Origin of the sequence: Corynebacterium aquilae DSM 44791, assembly GCF_001941445.1 — a bacterium.
Lineage (GTDB): Bacteria > Actinomycetota > Actinomycetes > Mycobacteriales > Mycobacteriaceae > Corynebacterium > Corynebacterium aquilae.
Window position 1 is genome coordinate 1,903,125 of the sequence record NZ_CP009245.1, and the last position, 19,802, is coordinate 1,922,926.

At 63.2% G+C, this 19,802-nt stretch carries 19 protein-coding genes; 7 read left to right on the forward strand and 12 right to left on the reverse strand.

Features of this window, described 5'->3' with window-relative positions; translation table 11 throughout:
• Window positions 1-97: 97 nt before the first annotated feature.
• From CAQU_RS08025 to CAQU_RS08065, 8 genes are all read right to left on the reverse strand, one after another.
• Complete coding sequence (locus tag CAQU_RS08025; RefSeq protein ID WP_084563219.1) at window positions 98-1,561, reverse strand: MFS transporter; 1,464 nt, start codon at window positions 1,559-1,561, stop codon at window positions 98-100.
• 289 nt (window positions 1,562-1,850) lie between these two features.
• Complete coding sequence (gene hisB / locus CAQU_RS08035; protein WP_075726749.1) at window positions 1,851-2,477, reverse strand: imidazoleglycerol-phosphate dehydratase HisB; 627 nt, start codon at window positions 2,475-2,477, stop codon at window positions 1,851-1,853.
• Between the two features lie 140 nt (window positions 2,478-2,617).
• Window positions 2,618-3,745, reverse strand: coding sequence for a histidinol-phosphate transaminase (locus tag CAQU_RS08040; protein WP_075726751.1), 1,128 nt, complete (start codon window positions 3,743-3,745; stop codon window positions 2,618-2,620).
• A 113-nt stretch (window positions 3,746-3,858) separates the two neighbouring features.
• The gene (hisD, locus tag CAQU_RS08045) at window positions 3,859-5,175 is read right to left on the reverse strand and encodes a histidinol dehydrogenase (RefSeq protein ID WP_075728580.1); all 1,317 of its coding nucleotides are present in this window, start codon (window positions 5,173-5,175) and stop codon (window positions 3,859-3,861) included.
• Between the two features lie 218 nt (window positions 5,176-5,393).
• The gene (locus CAQU_RS08050; RefSeq protein WP_075726753.1) at window positions 5,394-5,981 is read right to left on the reverse strand and encodes a hypothetical protein; all 588 of its coding nucleotides are present in this window, start codon (window positions 5,979-5,981) and stop codon (window positions 5,394-5,396) included.
• 29 nt (window positions 5,982-6,010) lie between these two features.
• The gene (bsaP, locus tag CAQU_RS08055) at window positions 6,011-6,268 is read right to left on the reverse strand and encodes a biotin synthase auxiliary protein BsaP (RefSeq protein WP_075726755.1); all 258 of its coding nucleotides are present in this window, start codon (window positions 6,266-6,268) and stop codon (window positions 6,011-6,013) included.
• Window positions 6,269-6,369: 101 nt separating this feature from the next.
• Entirely contained in the window at window positions 6,370-7,389 is a 1,020-nt protein-coding gene (bioB, locus tag CAQU_RS08060; protein ID WP_075726757.1) for a biotin synthase BioB, read from the reverse strand.
• A 306-nt stretch (window positions 7,390-7,695) separates the two neighbouring features.
• The gene (locus tag CAQU_RS08065; RefSeq protein ID WP_075726759.1) at window positions 7,696-8,400 is read right to left on the reverse strand and encodes a hypothetical protein; all 705 of its coding nucleotides are present in this window, start codon (window positions 8,398-8,400) and stop codon (window positions 7,696-7,698) included.
• A 458-nt stretch (window positions 8,401-8,858) separates the two neighbouring features.
• On the opposite strand from CAQU_RS08065, the gene CAQU_RS08070 reads away from it, so the two are divergent.
• From CAQU_RS08070 to CAQU_RS13205, 6 genes are all read left to right on the forward strand, one after another.
• Window positions 8,859-9,500, forward strand: coding sequence for a TetR/AcrR family transcriptional regulator (locus CAQU_RS08070; protein WP_169836033.1), 642 nt, complete (start codon window positions 8,859-8,861; stop codon window positions 9,498-9,500).
• 181 nt (window positions 9,501-9,681) lie between these two features.
• A complete protein-coding gene (gene glgX / locus CAQU_RS08075) occupies window positions 9,682-12,048 on the forward strand; it encodes a glycogen debranching protein GlgX (RefSeq protein WP_211276113.1) in 2,367 nt (788 codons plus the stop codon).
• 108 nt (window positions 12,049-12,156) lie between these two features.
• On the forward strand, window positions 12,157-13,602 hold the full coding sequence (locus tag CAQU_RS08080) for a 3'-5' exonuclease (protein WP_075726762.1): 1,446 nt from the start codon (window positions 12,157-12,159) through the stop codon (window positions 13,600-13,602).
• 147 nt (window positions 13,603-13,749) lie between these two features.
• A complete protein-coding gene (locus tag CAQU_RS08085; RefSeq protein WP_157108949.1) occupies window positions 13,750-14,427 on the forward strand; it encodes a hypothetical protein in 678 nt (225 codons plus the stop codon).
• 95 nt (window positions 14,428-14,522) lie between these two features.
• Window positions 14,523-15,530 (forward strand): GTP pyrophosphokinase, encoded by a 1,008-nt coding sequence (locus CAQU_RS08090; protein ID WP_075728582.1) that lies wholly within the window; start codon window positions 14,523-14,525, stop codon window positions 15,528-15,530.
• A gap of 165 nt (window positions 15,531-15,695) precedes the next feature.
• Window positions 15,696-15,824 carry a hypothetical protein gene (locus tag CAQU_RS13205; protein WP_281247954.1) on the forward strand — a complete coding sequence of 43 codons (129 nt, stop codon included), beginning with the start codon at window positions 15,696-15,698 and terminating at the stop codon, window positions 15,822-15,824.
• 100 nt (window positions 15,825-15,924) lie between these two features.
• Here CAQU_RS13205 and CAQU_RS08095 read toward each other — a convergent pair whose 3' ends face one another.
• Together CAQU_RS08095 and CAQU_RS08100 are read right to left on the reverse strand one after the other, a co-directional pair.
• Entirely contained in the window at window positions 15,925-16,293 is a 369-nt protein-coding gene (locus CAQU_RS08095) for an RNA-binding S4 domain-containing protein (protein WP_075726766.1), read from the reverse strand.
• A gap of 87 nt (window positions 16,294-16,380) precedes the next feature.
• Window positions 16,381-16,614, reverse strand: a complete 234-nt coding sequence (locus CAQU_RS08100; protein WP_075726768.1) for a hypothetical protein — start codon at window positions 16,612-16,614, stop codon at window positions 16,381-16,383.
• A 115-nt stretch (window positions 16,615-16,729) separates the two neighbouring features.
• Here CAQU_RS08100 and CAQU_RS08105 point away from each other — a divergent pair, with 115 nt between their 5' ends.
• The gene (locus tag CAQU_RS08105) at window positions 16,730-17,428 is read left to right on the forward strand and encodes an alpha/beta hydrolase fold domain-containing protein (protein ID WP_075726770.1); all 699 of its coding nucleotides are present in this window, start codon (window positions 16,730-16,732) and stop codon (window positions 17,426-17,428) included.
• 48 nt (window positions 17,429-17,476) lie between these two features.
• On the opposite strand, the gene CAQU_RS08110 is transcribed toward CAQU_RS08105, so the two are convergent.
• Together CAQU_RS08110 and CAQU_RS08115 are read right to left on the reverse strand one after the other, a co-directional pair.
• Window positions 17,477-18,121, reverse strand: a complete 645-nt coding sequence (locus tag CAQU_RS08110) for a YigZ family protein (RefSeq protein WP_075726771.1) — start codon at window positions 18,119-18,121, stop codon at window positions 17,477-17,479.
• Entirely contained in the window at window positions 18,118-19,587 is a 1,470-nt protein-coding gene (locus tag CAQU_RS08115) for an MFS transporter (RefSeq protein WP_157108950.1), read from the reverse strand. The genes CAQU_RS08110 and CAQU_RS08115 overlap by 4 nt, the downstream gene beginning before the upstream one ends.
• Window positions 19,588-19,802 lie beyond the last annotated feature (215 nt).

Genomic DNA, 19,802 nt, shown 5'->3' on the forward strand with positions numbered 1-19,802 from the left:
CCCAACAGCTCGTTGTGGGATGGGGTCTTAAGCCATGACGAGGAGTTTGAACCCTTGGCACCGGTGATCCGGCACCTTGCCGTGTTTTGCCGGGGAGTTAGTTCTGGTTGGGGGCGTCCGGCTCAGAAGCGCGACGAGCTTTCTTTCGGCCCGGGCTGGCCTTGCGGGTGGCCAGCAGTTTGGTGGTGGGCTGCAGTTTCGGTTTCGGGGTCAGCTTGCCAACATTGGCGACGGTACGCACCGTGGATTTTGCTGCCGTTTGGGAGGCGAACAAGCCGGCTTTACCCATGGCTTTGGCGCCGCGCACCGCGGTGCGGGTGCCGCGCACGGCTGCGCGGGCCGCGGGCACCCGCCGCAGGGTAGCGCGGGTGTTGTTGTATTCGGCAATACGGTGGCGCCCCACCACCTTGTCGGCGATGGTCAGCATCAGTGCGAACACCACCAATAGGGCGGCCACGGTGTAGGCGCCGTTGTAGGCCAGGTGTCCGGCAACAATACCCAACACCGCAGAGCCCAGGCCGGTGCCGGAGTCGAAGGAGATGTTCCACAGTGCGGAGGCATCGGAGACGCGACTGCGCGGCAGTCGGGCGAACATCAGCATGAGGACTTCGTTTTGTCCCGCACCAAAGCCGAGTCCAAACAAGAGGGCTGCCAGGACGGTCAGCCACACCGACCAGCCCATGGTGAGCACCAGGGCGATGAGTCCCAATCCGGCGATGATCAGTACCAGGCAGGTGACCATGAGAGTGCCGGCTTCGGCGCGACGGTCGGCGATAACACCGGCGGTGTAGCGGGAGACCATTTGGGCGCCTCCGACCACGGACAGCACCAGGCCACCCACGATGGCACCGGCAACCGGGTCTTGCTCCTTGACGGCAGCCGCCAAGAAAGCAGAGATGGCACCGAAGCCCATGGCGGAAGCGCACATCGCCACGGCGGGAACGGTGACCAGCTTCCAGGTCGCGGCGGTGGGCACGCTGGAGGAGGATTCCTCCGACTGCTTGGGGTCGGCTTTGATGCGCGGAATCGTCGCACACATGAACCCCGCAACCAATCCGATGGCGGATCCGGCGAGGTAGACGACGTGGAAGCCGATGGAGTTGGCGAGGTACAGACCCAACGGCATGAAGGTCATTTGGGCCAGGCCCACGGTCAAGCCCAGCATGCCGGAGGCTTTACCCAAAAAGCGCAGCGGCACCAGTTCGGCGATCAGGGCAGACTCGGCGACGGTCAGCGCGCCGAAACCGACACCGCGGATTCCGGAAATGACCAGCACCGGTACCGGGGCGATGGAGAACACGTACAGCGCCGAGGGCACGCCCAACAGTAGCGCGGAGACAATCATCACGGGCACGTACCCGAAGCGGCGCAGCAGTTTGGGGGTGGCCATCTGGGTGAGCACGGTGCACAGCATGAACACGCCGGTGGTCATACCGGCCAGCGCGTCAGATCCGCCCTCGTTGAGAACGTTGAGGGGCACCACGGGAAGCAGCATGGACCAGGAGCCGAAGGCACTGGCCACAGCAATCAGCGTTGCAATAAGGCCGGGGCTCTTCCACATGCTGTCCAGCTGTTCAAGTTGGTCACGGGTAAGAGCCTGTTTAGCCACTATTCCATCGCTCCAATCATCCAAAAACAGGCTGCGGCGAAAGCCACCGCAGAAATTAACGTTGCAATCACGGTCAGGGCTTTATGGTGCCCGCCCTGATACGAGGCCCACGCACCGCCGGCGCTTAAACCGGCGATGGCGAACAAGGCATATACCCCGGCGTTGGTTGCGGGTGCCTGGGGTGTCTGTGCTGACCATTCCACAAAACGGGTGGTCGCTTCAAGTCCTAGGACTCCCCCACTCACAGAGAGCCTTTCGTGGAGGGAATGCCGGTGACCCGGGGATCAGGTTCGCACGCTTCGCGCAGTGCCCGCGCCACCGCCTTGTATTCGGCTTCGGTGATGTGGTGGGGGTCGCGGCCGTAGTGGCAGCGCACGTGCAGCGCGATGCGGGCGTTCATCGCCAGCGTTTCAAAAAAGTGCTCGTTGATGACGGTGGCGTAGTGCCCGCCGATCACCGCGGTGAGCATGTGGTCGGGTTCTCCGTTGATGACGAAGTAGGGGCGTCCGGACACATCAACGATGGCTTCGCACAGGGTTTCGTCCATGGGCAGCTGCTGGGAACCGAAGCGGCGGATCCCGGACTTATCGCCCAAAGCTTGCGCCAGGGCGGTACCCATCACGATGGCGGTGTCTTCGACGGTGTGGTGGGCGTCGATGTGGGTGTCACCATCGGCGTGCACGGTCAGGTCGAATCGGCCGTGGGAGCCGAATGCGGTGAGCATGTGGTCGAAGAAGGGCACGCCAGTGTTGATGTCGGTGACACCGGTGCCATCGAGGTTAATTTCGACGGTGATGTTCGATTCGCTGGTCGTGCGCTGCGCCCGCCCGATGCGGGGGGCGTTGGGGTGCACAAGCGCTGCAGTCATGGGTTAACCGATCCTTGGGAAAATCTGTCCTCTATGGGGTGGCCGCGTGGTGGGGTTGCCCCGCAAGGAAGATGGGTAAGACGCTGCATCCAGGGTAACGATCCCCGGGTGCGGTGGTGTGCTTGGGGGTGGGCCGGGTGTTAGCGTTCGGCGGCCAGGGCTTCGGCGACCGCGAGGAAAGCATCGTTTTCTTCCGGCAGGCCGATGGTGGTGCGCAGGTATCCGGGGGTGCCGACGTCGCGGATGAGGACCCCGTCGTCGAGGAAGCGCTGCCAGGTGGCGGCGGTGTCGGCGAAGTGCCCAAAGAACACGAAGTTGGATTTCGATTCGATGACGGCATAGCCCAGTTGCTCCAGGCGGGCGACCACCCGGTCGCGTTCTTGGGCGAGTTTGGCGACGGTGGATAGGGTGTCGTCGCTGTGCTTGAGCGCGACGGTTGCCGCCAGCTGGCTCAGGGAGGACAGGTGGTAGGGCAGGCGCACCAGGAGCACTGCCTCGACGAAGGCGGGTGCGGCCACGAAGTAGCCGAGCCGGCCGCCGGCGAAGTCGAAGGCCTTAGACATGGTGCGTGAGACCACCAGTTTGGTGGGGTATTGCTCGATGAGGGTGACGGCGGAGGGGCCGTCGTCGAATTCCGCGTAGGCTTCGTCGACGATGACGATGCCGGGGGCGGCGTTGAGGATGGTCTCAATGTCGGCCAGGCTGGTGGTGCCACCGGTGGGGTTGTTGGGGGTGGTCACGAAGATGACGTCGGGCTGGTATTCGGCGATGCCTGCCAGGGCTTTGTCGATGTCGATGGCGAAACCATTGGCGGCGTCACGTTCGATGGCGTGGAAGGTGGTGTGGGTACCCGCGGACAGAATTGGGTGCATCGAGTAGCTGGGGGTAAAGCCCAGGGCACAGCGGCCGGGGCCGCCGAAGGCTTGGAGCAGCTGCTGGAGGACTTCGTTGGAGCCGTTGGCGGCCCACAGGTTGTCCTCGGTGACGGCGACTCCGGTGCGGCGGGTGATGTAGTCGGCCAGGGCGGTGCGCAATTCAACGGCGTCGCGTTCGGGGTAGCGGTTGAGTTCCCCCATGATGCCGCGGGCTTGGGTGAGGAAGTCTTCGATAATCGCCGGCGAGGGCGAGTAGGGGTTTTCGTTGGTGTTGAGGCGCACGTCGACGTTGAGCTGGGGGGCTCCGTAGGCTTTTTCTTGGCGCAGTTCTTCCCGCAGGGGCAGCTCGGCCAGGGTGGTGGTGGAGGCAAGCGGGGTGGTGCTGGTGCTCATGTGTGGTGTGTTTTCTGCTGTGTGTGAGTGGTTGACGGCCCGTGGGCTAATGGGGCACGCCAGCCCCCGTCGGTGGGGGGCTGGCGTTGTTGGTTGGTGCGGCGCGGTGTGGGTTAGAGGGTTTCGAAGCGGGCCCGGATGGCTTCGCCGTGGGCGGGCAGCGCTTCGGCGTCGGCGAGGGTGACGACGGTGTCGGCGATGTCTTTCAGGGCGGCCTCGTCGTAGGAGATCACGTGCACCGCTTTGAGGAAGGTGTGGGTGGATAGCCCGGAGGAGTAGCGGGCGGAGCCGCTGGTGGGAAGCACGTGGTTGGAGCCGGCGGCGTAGTCACCGAGCGGTACCGGCGCGTAGTTGCCGACGAAGATGGCGCCGGCGCAGGTGACGCGGTCGGCTACGGCGGCAGCGTTGGCGGTGTGGATTTCGAGGTGTTCGGCGGCGTAGGCGTCGACGACGCGCAGGCCTTGTTCGATGTCGTCGACGAGCACGATGCCGGATTGGGGGCCGGATAGTGCTTGCTTGACGCGGTCGGCGTTGAGGGTGACCTGGTAGCGCTGTGCGACTTCGTCGCGCACCCGGTTGGCGAGTTCCTCGGAGTCGGTGACCAGCACGCTGGCGGCAAGCACGTCGTGTTCGGCTTGGGAGATGAGGTCGTAGGCGACGCACACCGGGTCGGCGGTGTGGTCGGCGAGGATAGCGATTTCGGTGGGGCCGGCTTCGGAGTCGATGCCGACGACGCTGCGGCACAGTCGCTTGGCGGCGGTGACGAAGATGTTGCCGGGGCCGGTGATCATGTCGACGGGGACGAGGTTTTCTGCGCAGTCTTCGTCGCCGTAGGCCATTAGGGCGACGGCTTGGGCGCCGCCAACGGCCCACACTTCGTCGACGCCGAGCAGTTTCGCGGCGGCGAGGATGGTGGGGTGGGGCCAGCCGCCGTGGTCTGCTTGCGGCGGGGAGGCGACCACCAGCGAGCCGACGCCGGCTTCTTGGGCGGGCACCACGTTCATGATGACGGAGGAGGGGTAGACGGCGTTGCCGCCGGGGACGTAGAGGCCGACGCGTCCGACGGGAATGAATTTTTCGGTCACCACGCCGCCGCTTGCGACGGTGACGCTGGTGTCGGTGGGGCGGGTGGCGCTGTGGACGGCGCGGACGCGGGCGATGGCTTCGTTGAGGGCCTCGATGACGGTTTCGTCGAGGCTGGCGGCAGCCTGGTCGATGATTTCGGCGGGGACCCGGATGCTGGTGGGGCGAATCTTGTCGAACTGTTCGCTGTAATCCTGGGCGGCGTCCGCGCCGCGCTGTTTGACGGCGTCGACGACGGGTTTGACGGTGGGGAGCACGGAGTCGATGTCGGTGCCGCCGCGGGGTAGGGCGCGGCGCAGTTGGCTCACGGTGGGGGTGGTTCCCCGCAGGTCGGTCACATCAAGCATGGGCATGGTGGGGTGCTTCTTCTTAGGTTTTGTGTCGAACAGGAGGATCCCTGCGCGCCGGCGCCGGGAGTGTTGGAACCGTCCGAGGGTGACTGCGGGGTTGCGGTGCGCTTTCCCACGGTCAGGTGGAGTTGGCGCAGCGTCGGTGGCCGGGTCGGGTCTCGGGGTGATGCTCTTTAGTGTAGCGGGAGGTGCCGGGGGCATTTTTGCCCGGGTCACTAGTTGGGGGTGCTCGGTGCTGGTTCTTCGCTGTGGTGGTGTGTGGTGTGGTGGCCGGGCCGGTCTTGGATGTAGCGGATGGCGAGGTAGATCCACAGTGATAGGCAGGCCATGGCGGGTGCGAAGGCCAGCGCCATGCCGGGTTCAATGAACATGATTGATGAGACCTGGCCGGGCTGGTCGCCGGGTGGTGCGGGATAGCGTTGTGCGGAGATGAAGGAGCCGAGAAACCAGGCCAGGGCGGTGAGTCCGGTGGTGTAGACGCCCATGAGGAAGATCGTTGCGGGGTTGTGGGCGAAGATGGGTTTCATCCCGACATAGGGGCCGGTGAACACGCCGAGGGTGCCGGTGGCGATGACGAAGATGAACCAGGCGCGCACGTCGGGCCAGTTGACGCCGTCGAAGGCGACGTAGGTGCCGTCGGTATCGACGGGGGCGATGGTCAGGCCCCAGATCAGGGCGAGCACAAGGTAGGCGGCGGCGAGGCTGGCGCCGGTGCGTCCGAGTGCACGGCCGGTGGCTCCCATGTGGTGCCGGGTGGTGGCGCGTGGGGGTTCGGTGGTGGCCTGGCTGCTGGTCGTTTCCATGGTGACCTAGCTTAACCCGGCGGGTGGGTTTAGCGTTGGCCGAGGTAGGCGGAGTCGACGGCGCCGTGGCGGGAGCAGGCGGCGTCCCAGCCGTCGGGGCGGACTTGGACGACCATTTTGCGGCCGCACAGTTGGCAGTAGCGGGGCGCTTCGAGTCCGGCGCGGGCGGAGGGGGAGAGTTTAATCTCGACGCCGTCGGCGATCTGTTGTCCGGTGTTGGGGTGGTAGATGGGTTTATCGCCGGTGACCATGGCGACGAGCAGGTCGTCGCAGTCTGGGATCCTCATGGTGGTGTGGGGGTTTAGGCTTTCGCGCGGTGGTGGGTGCGGTAGAAAAGGGGCGCCCGCCCCGACGCGGTGTGAGCGTCGGGGCGTTGGCGGCTGGGTTTTTAGACGGTGGCGTTGAGCGCCTTGATGGGCAGACGCAGTTTGCCCATCATTTCCAGGTCTTGTTCCTGGGGGCGGCCGAGGGTGGTCAGATAGTTGCCGACGATGATGGCGTTGATGCCGCCGAGTAGGCCTTGTTCGGCGCCGAGGTCGCCGAGGGTGAGTTCGCGGCCGCCGGCGAAACGCAGGATGGTTTTCGGCAGGGCGAGTCGGAAGGCACCGATGGCGCGCAGCGCGTCGGCGGTTTCCATGACCTCGTAGTCGGCAAAGGGGGTGCCGGGGCGGGGGTCGAGGAAGTTCATGGGCACTTCGTCGGGTTCCAGGGCGGCGAGGTCGGCGGCGAATTCGGCGCGCTGTTCGAGGGTTTCGCCCATGCCGAGGATGCCGCCGGAGCAGACTTCCATGCCGGCTTCTTTGACCATGCGCAGGGTTTCGCGGCGGGTTTCCCAGCTGTGGGTGGTGACCACGTTGGGGAAGAAGGAGCGGGAGGTTTCCAGGTTGTGGTTGTAGCGGTGGACGCCGGCGGCGGCGAGCCGGTCGACCTGCTCCTGGGTGAGGATGCCGACGGAGGCGGCGACCTGAATGTCGACCTCGGCCTTGATGGCTGCGACGGCTTGTTCGAGCTGGCTGAGTAGCTTCTCGTCGGGGCCTTTGACGGCGGCGACGATGCAGAATTCGGTGGCCCCGGTTTTGGCGGTCTGCTTGGCGGCTTCGACCAGGGCGGGGATGTCCAGCCACGCGGAGCGCACGGGGGATTCGAACAGGCCAGACTGGGAGCAGAAGTGGCAGTCTTCGGGGCAGCCGCCGGTCTTCAGCGAGATGATGCCCTCAACTTCGACTTCTTCGCCGCACCACTTCAGGCGCACCTCGTGCGCCAGGCCGAGCAGTTCTTCCAGGCGATCGTCGCCGAGTTGGAGGACCCGCAGGGTTTCTTCCTGGTTGAGTCCTTCGCCGCGGCCTAGGACCTTGTCGCGGGCGATGGCGAGGATGTCGCGGTCTGCGGTGTCGTGGGCTGTGGTCACGCTGGGGCCTTCTTTTCGGGTCGGGTGCGGTGATGTCTGTGAACCAAACTACCCCGATACTTAAACGCCGTTCAAACAAACGGGGGTGACGCCCATCACCCCAACGCTTTCTTATGTATCCCGGACAGGCCGCCCCACGCCCCTCTCCCCCACCCCATACCAACAGCCTTAGCAATGACCAACGCCCCGCGAAGCCCTGTTTCCTTTCAGGGCCCCACGGGGCGTAGCAGATGAGCGCTGTAGTGCCGCTCACCTCACAGCACCCGGCACCATCACGGCACCATCACGGCAACTGTGTCACAAAAATTAGTCGCACAGCTTCCACTGGCCGCCCTCACGGGCAAAGCGCACGGTACCGGAACGCTCCTGGCCACCAGAGTTGGTGGTGACCTGTGCGGACATCTCATCGCCATCGACGACAACATCGTTGATCGCGCCGACCGTGGTCGGAGCGTAGTCGGGCAGCATGGTCACCGGAATATCCGGAACCGCGCTGATATCAAACGCGGCAGCACCACCGTTTTGATCCAATACCCGCGAACAGGTGCTGTTCTTCAGGGTGTTGAGCACCTCGTGGGTGGTCTTGCCGGAGTTAATGGTCTCCATCACGCCACGCACCGCGGCCTCATCCTCCGGGGTGCCGGGCTGGCCACCCGCAACCGGGGTCACCGGCGGGATAGCATTGAGGTCAATACCCGCCGGAGCCGGAATCGGCGCCGGAGCGGGCTCGGGGGCGGGCGCATCCGGGGTCACGGTGTCAGCCGGAGGCTGATCCGCCGGCGGCTTCTCGCCGGTGTCCTCAGGCTTGTTCTCCTCGCTCGGAGCAGCCTCCGACGTCGCCGGAGCCTCAGAAGTAGCAGTCGTCGTGGTCGTGGTGGTGGTCGAAGTCGCCGTGCTGCTGGGAGTCGCAGAGGCTTCGTCATCCTTGCTTCCGCAAGCGGTCAAAGCGACCGGCGCAAGAAGCACGGCGCAGGCAGCAGTCGCGCGGACAAAAGAGTGTCGAGAGTTCAAGTGTTTCTCCTAGATTTACGGCAATGATAATCACGCCACCGGCCACGCAATCGCTTCCGGGCACAAGCCCCGCGACCGCCGGCAGCGGCCCATAGATTAAGCCACTCACACACAGTGAGCACTCACCTCACGCAACGGCCCACCACGACCCAAAGTTCCACCCGGAAGACAACAAAACCCAACCAGGAAAACAACGAGCCGCAGGCAACCGCCGACGAAAAGTCCCGTCGCACCACATCACCACCAACAGCACCCGACACAAACCATGCCGCGCACCCGGTAATGCAATGCCACGTATCTATTACACAAGTCATAACCCTAGCACCGCCCACCTACTATGCCCCCGCAAACCACACCACCAACCCCCACGCCCCACGCCCCACCCACACCACGCACAAGCCAAAACCCACCCCCTGAACCCACCACAAAACCCGCCTCCACAACCCCAGCGCGGCGGTATGCTTAACCCCGTGCAACTCACCCGCCCCGCTATCCTCACCGCCGCGATCGCCATCCTCGACGAGTACGGACTCGCCGACACCACCATGCGCCGCATCGCGAAACAGCTCGGCGTAGCCCCCGGGGCCCTGTACTGGCACTTCCCCAACAAACAGGCCCTACTCGCCGGCATCGCCGACGAACTCCTGCGGCCCCTGCTAACCCACGCCGACGAACCCGCCGACAGCCAGCCCCAAACCAGCTGGGACCAAGGCCTACACATGGCCGCCACCAGCCTGCACGACTGCATGCTCAGCGTCACCGATGGCGCCGACGTCATCGCCACCGCACTCGCCAACCCCCAACTGCGCCAACGCGTCCTCGCCGCCTGCGCCGCACCCCTGGCCCAGCACCCCACCATCAACGTCGACGACCCCCTCGCCCTAGAAGCAGCCGCCACCATTGTCGACTACGTCGTCGGCGCCACCATCGGCGAACAATCCCGCCTCCGGCTCGCACAATTCGCCACCACAACCACCCCCAAAGACAACAAGCCCAACACCCCCAACACGCCCACCAGCGACCCCGCACCCACCACCCCCACCATGCGCGTTAGCGACGGCGTCAGCATCATCATCGACGGCATCACCACCCGCCTCTAACTCCCACTCCCCACCACGGCCACCCCAGCGCCCATCCCCAGCCACCCCAGCCACACCAACCCCTTCCCCACAACCACCCGCACAAGGTACCCCACCAGCCACCCGGCAAGGACCCGCCAGCGCGAGTTGTTTGACGCACCCGCCACGGTTAAACGTAGGATGACTAGCTATGGAAGGCGAAATGGCTCACAACTTGCAAATATGGCCCGGCGAAGCGTATCCCCTGGGATCCACCTACGACGGCGCCGGCACAAACTTTGCGCTGTTCTCGCACGTCGCTGAAGCAGTCGAACTCTGCCTCATCGACGACGACGGCACCGAAACCCGCGTCCCCATCGACGAAGTCGACGCCCACATCTGGCACTGCTACCTCCCCGGCATCGGCCCCGGCCAACGCTACGGATACCGCGTCCACGGCCCCTACGACCCCTCCCAAGGCCTGCGCTGCGATCCCAGCAAACTCCTCGTCGACCCCTACGCCAAAGCCTTCGACGGCGAATTCGACGGCCACCCCTCCCTGTTCTCCTACGACATCACCGACCCGGACAACCCCCACGGCCGCAACACCGAAGACTCCCTCGGCCACACCATGCTGTCCGTCGTCATCAACCCCTTCTTCGACTGGGCCAACGACCGCAGCCCCCGCACCCCCTACCACGAGACCGTCATCTACGAAGCCCACGTCAAGGGCATGACGATGACCCACCCCGACGTGCCCGAAGAACTCCGCGGCACCTACGCCGGTCTCGCCCACCCTGCGATCATCGCCTACCTCAAAGACCTCGGCGTCACCGCCATCGAACTGATGCCCGTCCACCAGTTCCTCCAAGACGACCGCCTCCGCGAACTCGGCCTACGCAACTACTGGGGCTACAACACCTTCGGATTCCTCGCACCCCACCACGACTACGCCGCCTCCTCCACCCCCGGCGGCGCCGTCAGCGAATTCAAACGCATGGTGCGCAGCTTCCACGAAGAAGGCATCGAAGTCATCCTCGACGTCGTCTACAACCACACCGCCGAAGGCAACCGACTCGGCCCCACCATCGCCTTCCGCGGCATCGACAACGCCGCCTACTACCGACTCGTCGACGGCGACAAGCAGTACTACATGGACTACACCGGCACCGGAAACAGCCTCAACGTCCGCCACCCCCACACCCTGCAGCTCATCATGGACTCCCTACGCTACTGGGTCACCGAAATGCACGTCGACGGCTTCCGCTTCGACCTGGCCTCCACCCTGGCCCGCGAACTCCACGACGTCGACAAGCTCTCCGCCTTCTTCGACCTCGTCCAACAAGACCCAGTAGTCAGCCAAGTCAAACTCATCGCCGAACCCTGGGACGTCGGCGAAGGCGGCTACCAAGTCGGCAACTTCCCGCCCCTGTGGACCGAATGGAACGGCAAATACCGCGACACCGTCCGCGACTTCTGGCGCGGCGAACCCGCCACCCTCGGCGAATTCGCCTCCCGCCTCACCGGCTCCTCCGACCTCTACGCCAACAACGGACGCCGCCCCACCGCCTCCATCAACTTCGTCACCGCCCACGACGGCTTCACCCTCAACGACCTCGTCAGCTACAACAACAAACACAACGACGCCAACGGCGAAGGCGGACGCGACGGCGAAAGCCACAACCGCTCCTGGAACTGCGGCGTCGAAGGCCCCACCGACGACCCCGAAATCAAAAAGCTGCGCGCCCAACAACGCCGCAACTTCCTCACCACCCTCCTGCTGTCCCAAGGCACCCCCATGATCGCCCACGGCGACGAAATGGGCCGCACCCAAATGGGCAACAACAACGTCTACTGCCAAGACTCCGAACTGTCCTGGATGAACTGGCAACAAGCAGAAGACAACGCCGGACTCGTCGCCTTCACCAAACGACTCCTGCGCATCCGCGCCAACCACCCCGTCTTCCGCCGTCGCCGCTTCCTCGCCGGAGGCCCCCTCGGCGACGACGAACACTCCAACCGCGACATCGCCTGGCTGGTACCCTCCGGCAAACTGATGACCCAATCCGACTGGGACTTCACCTTCGGCAAATCCCTCATGGTGTACCTCAACGGCGACGCCATCGTCGAAACCGACTCCCGCGGACAACGCATCACCGACGACTCCTTCATCCTGTGCTTCAACGCCCACTACGAAGCACTCGAATTCACCCTGCCGTCCCTCCGCTTCGGGCGCTCCTGGAAACTCATCGTCGACACCACCGAAGAAACCGGCTACCCCCTCGAAGACACCGTCGTCGAAGCCTGCGGCTCCATCGTGGTACCAGCCCGCTCCACCGTCATCCTCAAACAACTCGAACCCCCCGTCTTCGACGACACCTGCCTCGAATGCGAACACCTCGTCGAAAACGACCCGATCGATGACTCCGACAAACAAGTCACCACGATCGACATGAGCGAGGACCAAGCAGCCGCCATGCGCGAAAAAATGGCCAACCACGGCCCAGACACCACCCCGCGCAGCCACCCCCACGGCGTCGCACCCACCGTCGACGACGACGAGTACCTCCGCGACGACAACTCCTACTAAACACCCCGCACCCGCGGCCCCACCACAGCGAAACTTTCGCCTGCGGTGGGGCCTTGGCCCTATCGACCCACCCGACAGCCACCTGCCCACGTTGGCTAAACTGACGACATGCCCGCATACGCCCACGGCACCACCATCAGCGTGTCCCGCCCCGATCACCGCGTCCACCTCACCCCCAGCGACCTGCAGGCCAGTCTCGGCGCCACCCGAAAAGACTTCGACCTCAGCGCCATCACCCAGGTGAGCACCACCGCACCCACCGCCCTGATCGACGGGGAAATCTTCCTCCACGGGCCGGATATCGCCATCACCTTCGCCCCCGGGCAAAAAGACGCCGCGGAACAACTCGCCCGCGACCTCACCGCCATCATCGCCGGGGGCAGCGCACCCAGCCTCATCGACGGCGACACCACCACCGGCGAGCCCATCCCCGGCTTCAATTTCGTCGCCCTCGACGTCGAAACCGCCAACGCCGACAACGGCTCCATCTGCCAAATCGGCCTCGCCCGCGTCATCAACGGCCACATCGTCGAAACCTTCAGCTCCCTGTGCACACCCCCAGGTGCGCTCAACCACTTCGAAGAAGGCAACATCAACATCCACGGCATCCACCCCGAAGATGTCGCCAACGCTGAGGATTTCGCCACCGTCTGGCAGCGCGCCGCCGAATTCATCGGCGACGCCCTCGTCGTCAGCCACTACGTCCAATTCGACGCCACCGCCGTATCCCGCGCCCTCGACGCCGCCGGAATCACCACCGCACCCCTAACCACCGCCTGCTCCCTAGCACTGTCCCGCGCCACCGACGTCGGCCAAGAACGCAACGGACTCAAGCCCATGTGCGCCGCCCTCGGCATCGACCTACGCAACCACCACGACGCCGAAGCCGACGCCGTCGCCTGCGCCGAAATCTTCATCCGACTGGCCCGCAAAGACAACTTCACCGGCAGCGCCCACGACTACTTCCACCACCGCGGATTCACCCTCGGCGGCGTCGACGGATCGCTAGTCACCCCCGTGCTCAAAGACATCGATGAAACCAAAATCCCCGCCCAAAGAAACGAGCTGGGATTAGCACCCCTGCCCGGGATGGACCCCACCCCCACCCAAAAACCGGCCCAGAAAAAGACCTCCGGCGGGCGCAAACGCCCCGCCTGGGCCAAAGCCCGCACCCCAGACACCATCCCCGAACCCAACCCCACCCCGGACGAAAACTCCCCCTTCATCAACCAAGTCGTCGTCTTCACCGGCGACTTCGGCGACAAGGACAAAGGTGAACTGTGGGCCAAAGTCGCCGCCCTCGGCGGCCAAGTCGCCAAAAACGTCACCAAGAAAACAACCATGCTGATCCTGGGCGCCTGGGAAGGGGTCACCACCAAACAAAAACGCGCCGAAGAACTCATCGCCAAAGGCCAAGACATCCACCTCATCAGCGGGGATGAACTGCTCGACATGCTAGGTGCGTTCCCAGAGGTCGAAAACGTCGGGGTTCCTGCCACCGCCACCGATGGTGGCGACGGATTCACCCCAGAGGATCTCACCCCACCGTTTTAAAAAAACACGGGCTCACCCCCGGGGGAACACCTCCGCGAACCGAAAACAGCGCACAGCGCATCAGACGGGATGAAAGAAATCGTCCACCTCACCCACGGTGGCTCATCCCCCACGATGGCCCACCGCGTGTTTTTAGGGTTTGCCACCATGTCACCTCACCTTTTGCCCCTCCACCCCGACCGGGCACGCACCAGCCTGCCCCGCCTGGTCGCCCGCGGCCAACACCCCACCCAGCCTGAAAGTCGCCACAGCGCCGCCCAAGTCGCGTTATCGCACAGCCTGGCCACGCAGCTTCACACCGCAGACGGACCCATCACCTGGGACCAGCTGCGCCACCTGCCAGGTTCCACCATCAGCTGGTGGAACCGCAGCGCAGAAAACCTCCTCAGGACAGCATCTAGCGGGGATGTTCCCTACCAATTCATCGCACTGCGTGGGGTACTACCCCGCCGGGAGCGCCACAGCCACACCCCGGCGGCGAACCCACCGAAATTTTTCGAGGTTCACACCACCGAAGCCCTGCAAGCCAGCTCCTGGCTCAGCCACCCCGCCTGCTTTCAGCTACTCCACGATGCAGCCACCCAAAGGCTCAAGCACGCACCGTTTTTCCTCCCCTTGGCCTCCGGTCAGCTCCTGGTCGCATCCACCCCAAATCAACGGCTGCTCCACGCGGCAGCCGAGGCGGTAGGCGATAGCCCGCTCACAGCGGGCCCAGTGCAATGCCACCACGGTTTCCCAGTGGTGGTCGGGCAGGATCGGGTCCCGCCAGTGCGGGGAATTCACCCCACCTTGCGTGGTCCGATGGCGCATGCCAACGCCGCCTAAACCCCACAACAAGTTACCCTTGGTCAGTTTTTCTCCCCGCTAGGGTGCGCTGAGCCCCAACCCGAAACCTTGTCAGCACTATGCTTGACCCTGCCATGCCACACAAAAAGATTCCCGCGCTCAAGGCCAGCTACAACGAATTCCGCCGCACCTATCCGCTCGCGGCGGATGATTTTGTCGACGCCATCGAAGAGCTCCTGTCTGATGCCGGTGTGAACTACGACCGGGTCACCGCCCGCGTGAAACAATGGCGCTCATTGAAGGCCAAAGCCCTAAAGAAAGGCGCCGATGGCCACCCGCTGTACGGCGATCCCTGGCACGAGATCGTCGACATCGTCGGAGTGCGCGTCACCACGTACAACTCGACCGCCATCCCGGATGTCATTGGGGTGCTCAAGAAATCTTTCGCGGTGAAAAAGCAGGTCGACAAGGCCGCCCAGACCCGTATTTCCGGTGGCTTCGGCTACGGCAGCCACCACCTCGTGCTGCAAGTGACAGAGGCTTGCGAGGATCTGCAGGATTACCTTGGCCTTGTCTTTGAGGTGCAGGTGCGCACCGTGCTGCAGCACGCCTGGGCGGAATTCGAACACGACATCCGCTACAAGGGTGCTGGGGGCGAGTTCGACCCCCGCGTCGACCGCGCGTTCACTCTCGCGGCCGGCCTGATCGAATTGGCGGATCAACAATTCGACCAGATCGCCGCCATCCAGCAAGAAGTACCGGCGGGCAGTAAGGATGTGGAATTGTCTGCAGACACTTTGCCCGGCATCCTGACGATGCTGAACGGCACTCGCTTCCCGCGCGCCAAGACGGAGTACTACCCGTGGATGGAGGACCTCCTTATCAGCAACGGGGTCACCACGGTCGCCGATTTGAAAAAGCTGCTCAACGAAGCCGACATCAGTGCCGTGGAGTCCAGCATGAAATACCGTTTCCCGCCATCGCAGCTGCGCATTATTGATGACCTGTTGCTTCGCAAATTCGGAACCGCCTACATTGAGCGCACCAAAGACACCGGCAACCGTGCCTCTCAGCGGGCGGGGCGTTTGCGTAAGCGGCTGAAGATCATGCAGGCCGCCGGGGTGCTCGACAGCGATAAATAATCACCTGCAAGGTGTGTGAAACCTGGCAATCCCCTTGGGGTGTGGCGTTTTCCGCCCACCGCAGTCCCGTATGGGGGTAGGGTTGAAGACCACGCGAACGTGTGATGGTTTCTCGCCGAGGGCGGCGAAGAAATCATCACGATGTGTTAGGAGAATCTCGGTTTTATGTCTTTGCAGGATTTCCCCCAGGTTGCCGATTTTGTGCATGTGTGGGCTCTGTCGATTGCCGACTTCTTCCGCGGGTTTGGCATCGATTTTCCGCCCGCCCATTGGGGCACGCACGGCAGTAGCTAGGCATACCGGCCGCTAAGGCTGGCAGCTGAAAGCCACGACAAAGGGGTGGTGGTGAGAACTCGTTGGTTCTCACCACCACCCCTTATTTTTTGTTTTGTGCTTAACTGCGTCCACGGAGCTTGTCGAGTTCTCGACGTTCTCGCTTGGTGGGGCGCCCCGCACCACGATCGCGGCGCGGAATACTAGCCAGAATCTCCTTCGGTGGTGGGGGTGGCGAATGGTCGATGTAGCAGGTACGAGCAATAGCTGCTCCGACTCGTTTGCTGATGACCTCCACAACTTCTACGTCGTGTTCCCGGTGATCAACCCACACCCGCACCCGGTCTCCCACGGTGACTGGCTGGGAGGGTTTTACGGCTGCGCCGTTGAGTTTCACGTGGCCGGCTTTGCAGGCCGTCGCGGCTTGGGAGCGGGTCTTCATTAAACGAACCGACCACACCCACGCGTCGATGCGGGCAGAAGATGCCACGTCCTTCGACCTCCTTGTTGCGTGTTAAACCATCCCATCACGTCCCTTGACCTCATGATGGGCGAGGCGGATCTGCGGCGCGGTTGTTTATTGCGGGTCGCGGTGGTTGATGATCTTGTTGACCCGGCTGTAGTTAACGAATCCTCCGGCCACCGCGATGACCAGGCCCAGGATGAACAGAGTCCAGGAACCAGCCAGCAGCCCCAGGGCGATACCACCGATGAGGCCGCCGGCGACCTCGATGGTGCCACGGGTGGTGTAAGTGCGCACTGCTTGCTTGCGCTGTTCAATCGGGTTGTGGGGATATTGCTGCATGCTCATGATGGGGACTAATTCTACCCGCCGAATGTGGAAGGTGTTGCGAAAGATCCTTACTGACCTGTCCACCACAAAATTTGGTCAAGCATGAGGGTGGCACGCAGTAGGCTGCGAAGTTATGAAGACCATCTCGCCCTCGCTTGCTTTTCGGCTGCTTAGGTTTGTTCGGCGCCTGCGGAAAAGCCGTCGCGTGGTGGTGTATTTCCACGGTGGGGGCTTTCGAGATGCCTTTGACGACAACCATGTGCAAATCAGTCGTTGGGTGGGCCGGTGTTTGCACGCACGGGTGCTGGTGTGCGAATACCCCTTGGGAGTGGATGCGGACTGTGTGCGCGTCGCAGCAGCCGAACAAGTACGCCTGGCTAGTGCACGCGGCCCCGTCGTGGTCGCCGGGGATAGCGCCGGGGCAAACCTAGCGCTGTATGTGGCACAAACTTCTCCGGACAAGGTGTGCGGGGTGGTGCTGCTGTGCCCCTGGCTGGATTTGACCCTCAGCGCGGTAAGCCGGCAACGGGATGCGGTGCTTGATTGCCGGGAGCTTAAAAACATGGCGACCCCTTTCATCGGGGACAGGGAACTGAACGATCCTGTCGTCAGTCCCCTGTTTGGCCCTCACTGCCAGCAGCCGGTTTTTGTAGCGACTGGGGGTGAGGATCTGTTGGCCCCGGATGGGCAGCGATATGTGGCTCAACACCCAACAACTGCCACCGGTATTCATCGCCGGAGGGGTTTTCACGACTTCATGGCAGCGTGGTGGTCTGTCGATGCGCTGGCGGTATGGGTGGCTTTGCGGCGCTGGGGCAGGCAGGAATTGTAGGCAAAAGGTGGCCGGGGCCTGCCGGTCTCCTTGGATCTTTGTCGACTTTTAAGTGGGGGTTTCGACCCACCGTTGACCGGCTGCGCGGGGTTGTACTTCCCCACTCGTTAGCCCGGCAAGGGTTCCGGCAAGAGCTTCGCCGGCTCCCGGCTGACAGGCGATCGACAAGGTTACTTCGGCACCGTATTCGGTGTCGATGATGCTAAATCCGCGGCCGCGTAGCTCGGCATCGATGCGTCCGGCAGTGGCGTGATCGAGGCTGACGCTGAAAATATCTTGCACACTGCGGGTGGAGGTGGTCACCTGTGACAGCGCCTGGGCAGTGGCGTCGGAGTAGGCGCGAACAAGCCCGCCGGTTCCTAGTTTGACGCCCCCGAAGTAGCGCACCACCACGGCAGCGATGTCGAGGAGTCCGCTGCCGCGCAGCACATCCAGCATGGGCATTCCGGCAGTGCCGGACGGTTCCCCATCGTCGCTGGAACGCTCGACTGGGTTGGAGTTTTCTACGTGATAGATGAAGGCGCTGCAGTGGTGCCGGGCATCTGGGTATGCCTGTTTGATCTCATGAATAAATGCCCGGGCTTCGTCTTCGTTTCCGACCCGGCGCAGGTGAGTGATAAATCGGGAGCGTTTGATCTCAAGCTCGGTGAGAATATCTGTGCCCGGGGCGGGGCAGTTATAGCTTTGGTTCACTTCACGTTCCTCATCACTGCGGCGAACATTCCGGCAGCCATGACAGCGCCAGTGATACAGGCTGCGACGACACCATAGGAAAATGCGTCGTTGACTTGGGCTAGTACGCCTGGGGTGGGGGCAAGTTGCTGTGCTTGAGTCAGTGACTGGGCGGCTTGTTTCGGCAGTTCATCGGGCAAGGTGGCGGCAAAGACTCCCATGAGAATTGAGCCCAACACAGCGGTGCCCAGGGCGCCTCCGAGTTCGTATCCGGTTTCGCTCAAAGAGGCAGCGGCCCCGGCCCGCGCCGGTGGTGCGGCTTCTAGGATGAAGGCGTTGGATACCGGGTCGATCATTCCAAGCGAGCAGTTTAAGAAGATAAAGGCGACGGCGATTGCCAGCCCGCTTTCCCACCATGCGCCCAGGCCCATCAGTAGGCAGCCAACTCCGGCCCCGATGAGTGCTGCTAGCAGGAGCCGGCGCGCTGAGCGGTAAGCCATGACTCGACCGGTAATCAGGGTGGATACCACCACCAGAACCAAGCCAGGAAACATCAGCCATCCGGCCTGGGTGATGGTGTACCCGGACACTGACTGTAAATATTGGGAGAGGAAGAACAGCACACCCAGGTAGAGGAACATGCTGGCTCCGTTGACGGTGACGATGGTCGCGAACTTGGGGTTGCGGAGCAATTCCACGTCGATGACTGGGTTGGTGGCTGTTTTGAGATGCTTCAGCAACGCCACGGTCGCGATGAGGGCAAGGATCGCGGAGACGATGACTAAGCGGGTTAGCCCTTCGTGGGGAAGCATCTTCATGACGTAGACGATGCTCAACAACGCCACGATGGATAGCAGTGCCCCAAAAACGTCGAGGGTGGGCGGGTTGTTTGCTCTTGAGGTGGGAAGGAAAAGCAACCCGCCGATGATCACGATGATGCTCAACGGAACGTTGATGAAGAAAATGGCACCCCAGTGGAAGTGGTTGAGCAAAAATCCACCGACAAGGGGGCCTGCGGCGGCTGCGGCCGAGTAGGTGGCGACCCACACAGACACTGCTTTGGCACGTTCCCGCGGGTCGGCAAACATCGCCGAGATCAGTGACAGGGTTGAGGGCATCAGGCACGCGCCTGCCGCGCCCTGAATGAAGCGGGCGATGATAAGCATTTCCGGGGTGGTGGAAAAACCCGCAGCCATGGAGGAAATCCCGAAAAAGGCGGTGCCCCACAGCAGCACGTTGCGGCGTCCAAAGCGGTCGCCAACATTGCCCATGGTCACGAGCAAAGCCGCCAATGCAAAGGCATAAATGTCGACGATCCACAGCATTTCCGGGGCAGTGGGGTTCACATCGGCGGTAATCGCCGGGATTGCGAAGTTGAGGGCGGTGGCGTCGATGGCTAGCAATGCAAGCGCGAACATGAGGACGACGACGCCTTGCCAGCGTTGAGGCCACGACTGGCGGGTGGTGGTGTCGGCCTCGGGGTGCACTATGGGCTCGCTTTCTAGGGTGACTGTGGTGTGTCCGCGAAAAATCACCCCGTCATCTACGGGTACTCCTGAAGCCAGAGGCGACGATGACTGGGGTGTTTTGTTGTTTCTAGCCTAGCTGGCAGTAGTTTTTCCCGCTAGCTGGGTTTTCTTGGAGAAAACACAACGGCTAAACGGTGGTGTTTTCTCTGCGGCAGATACGGGGATTGCAAAGC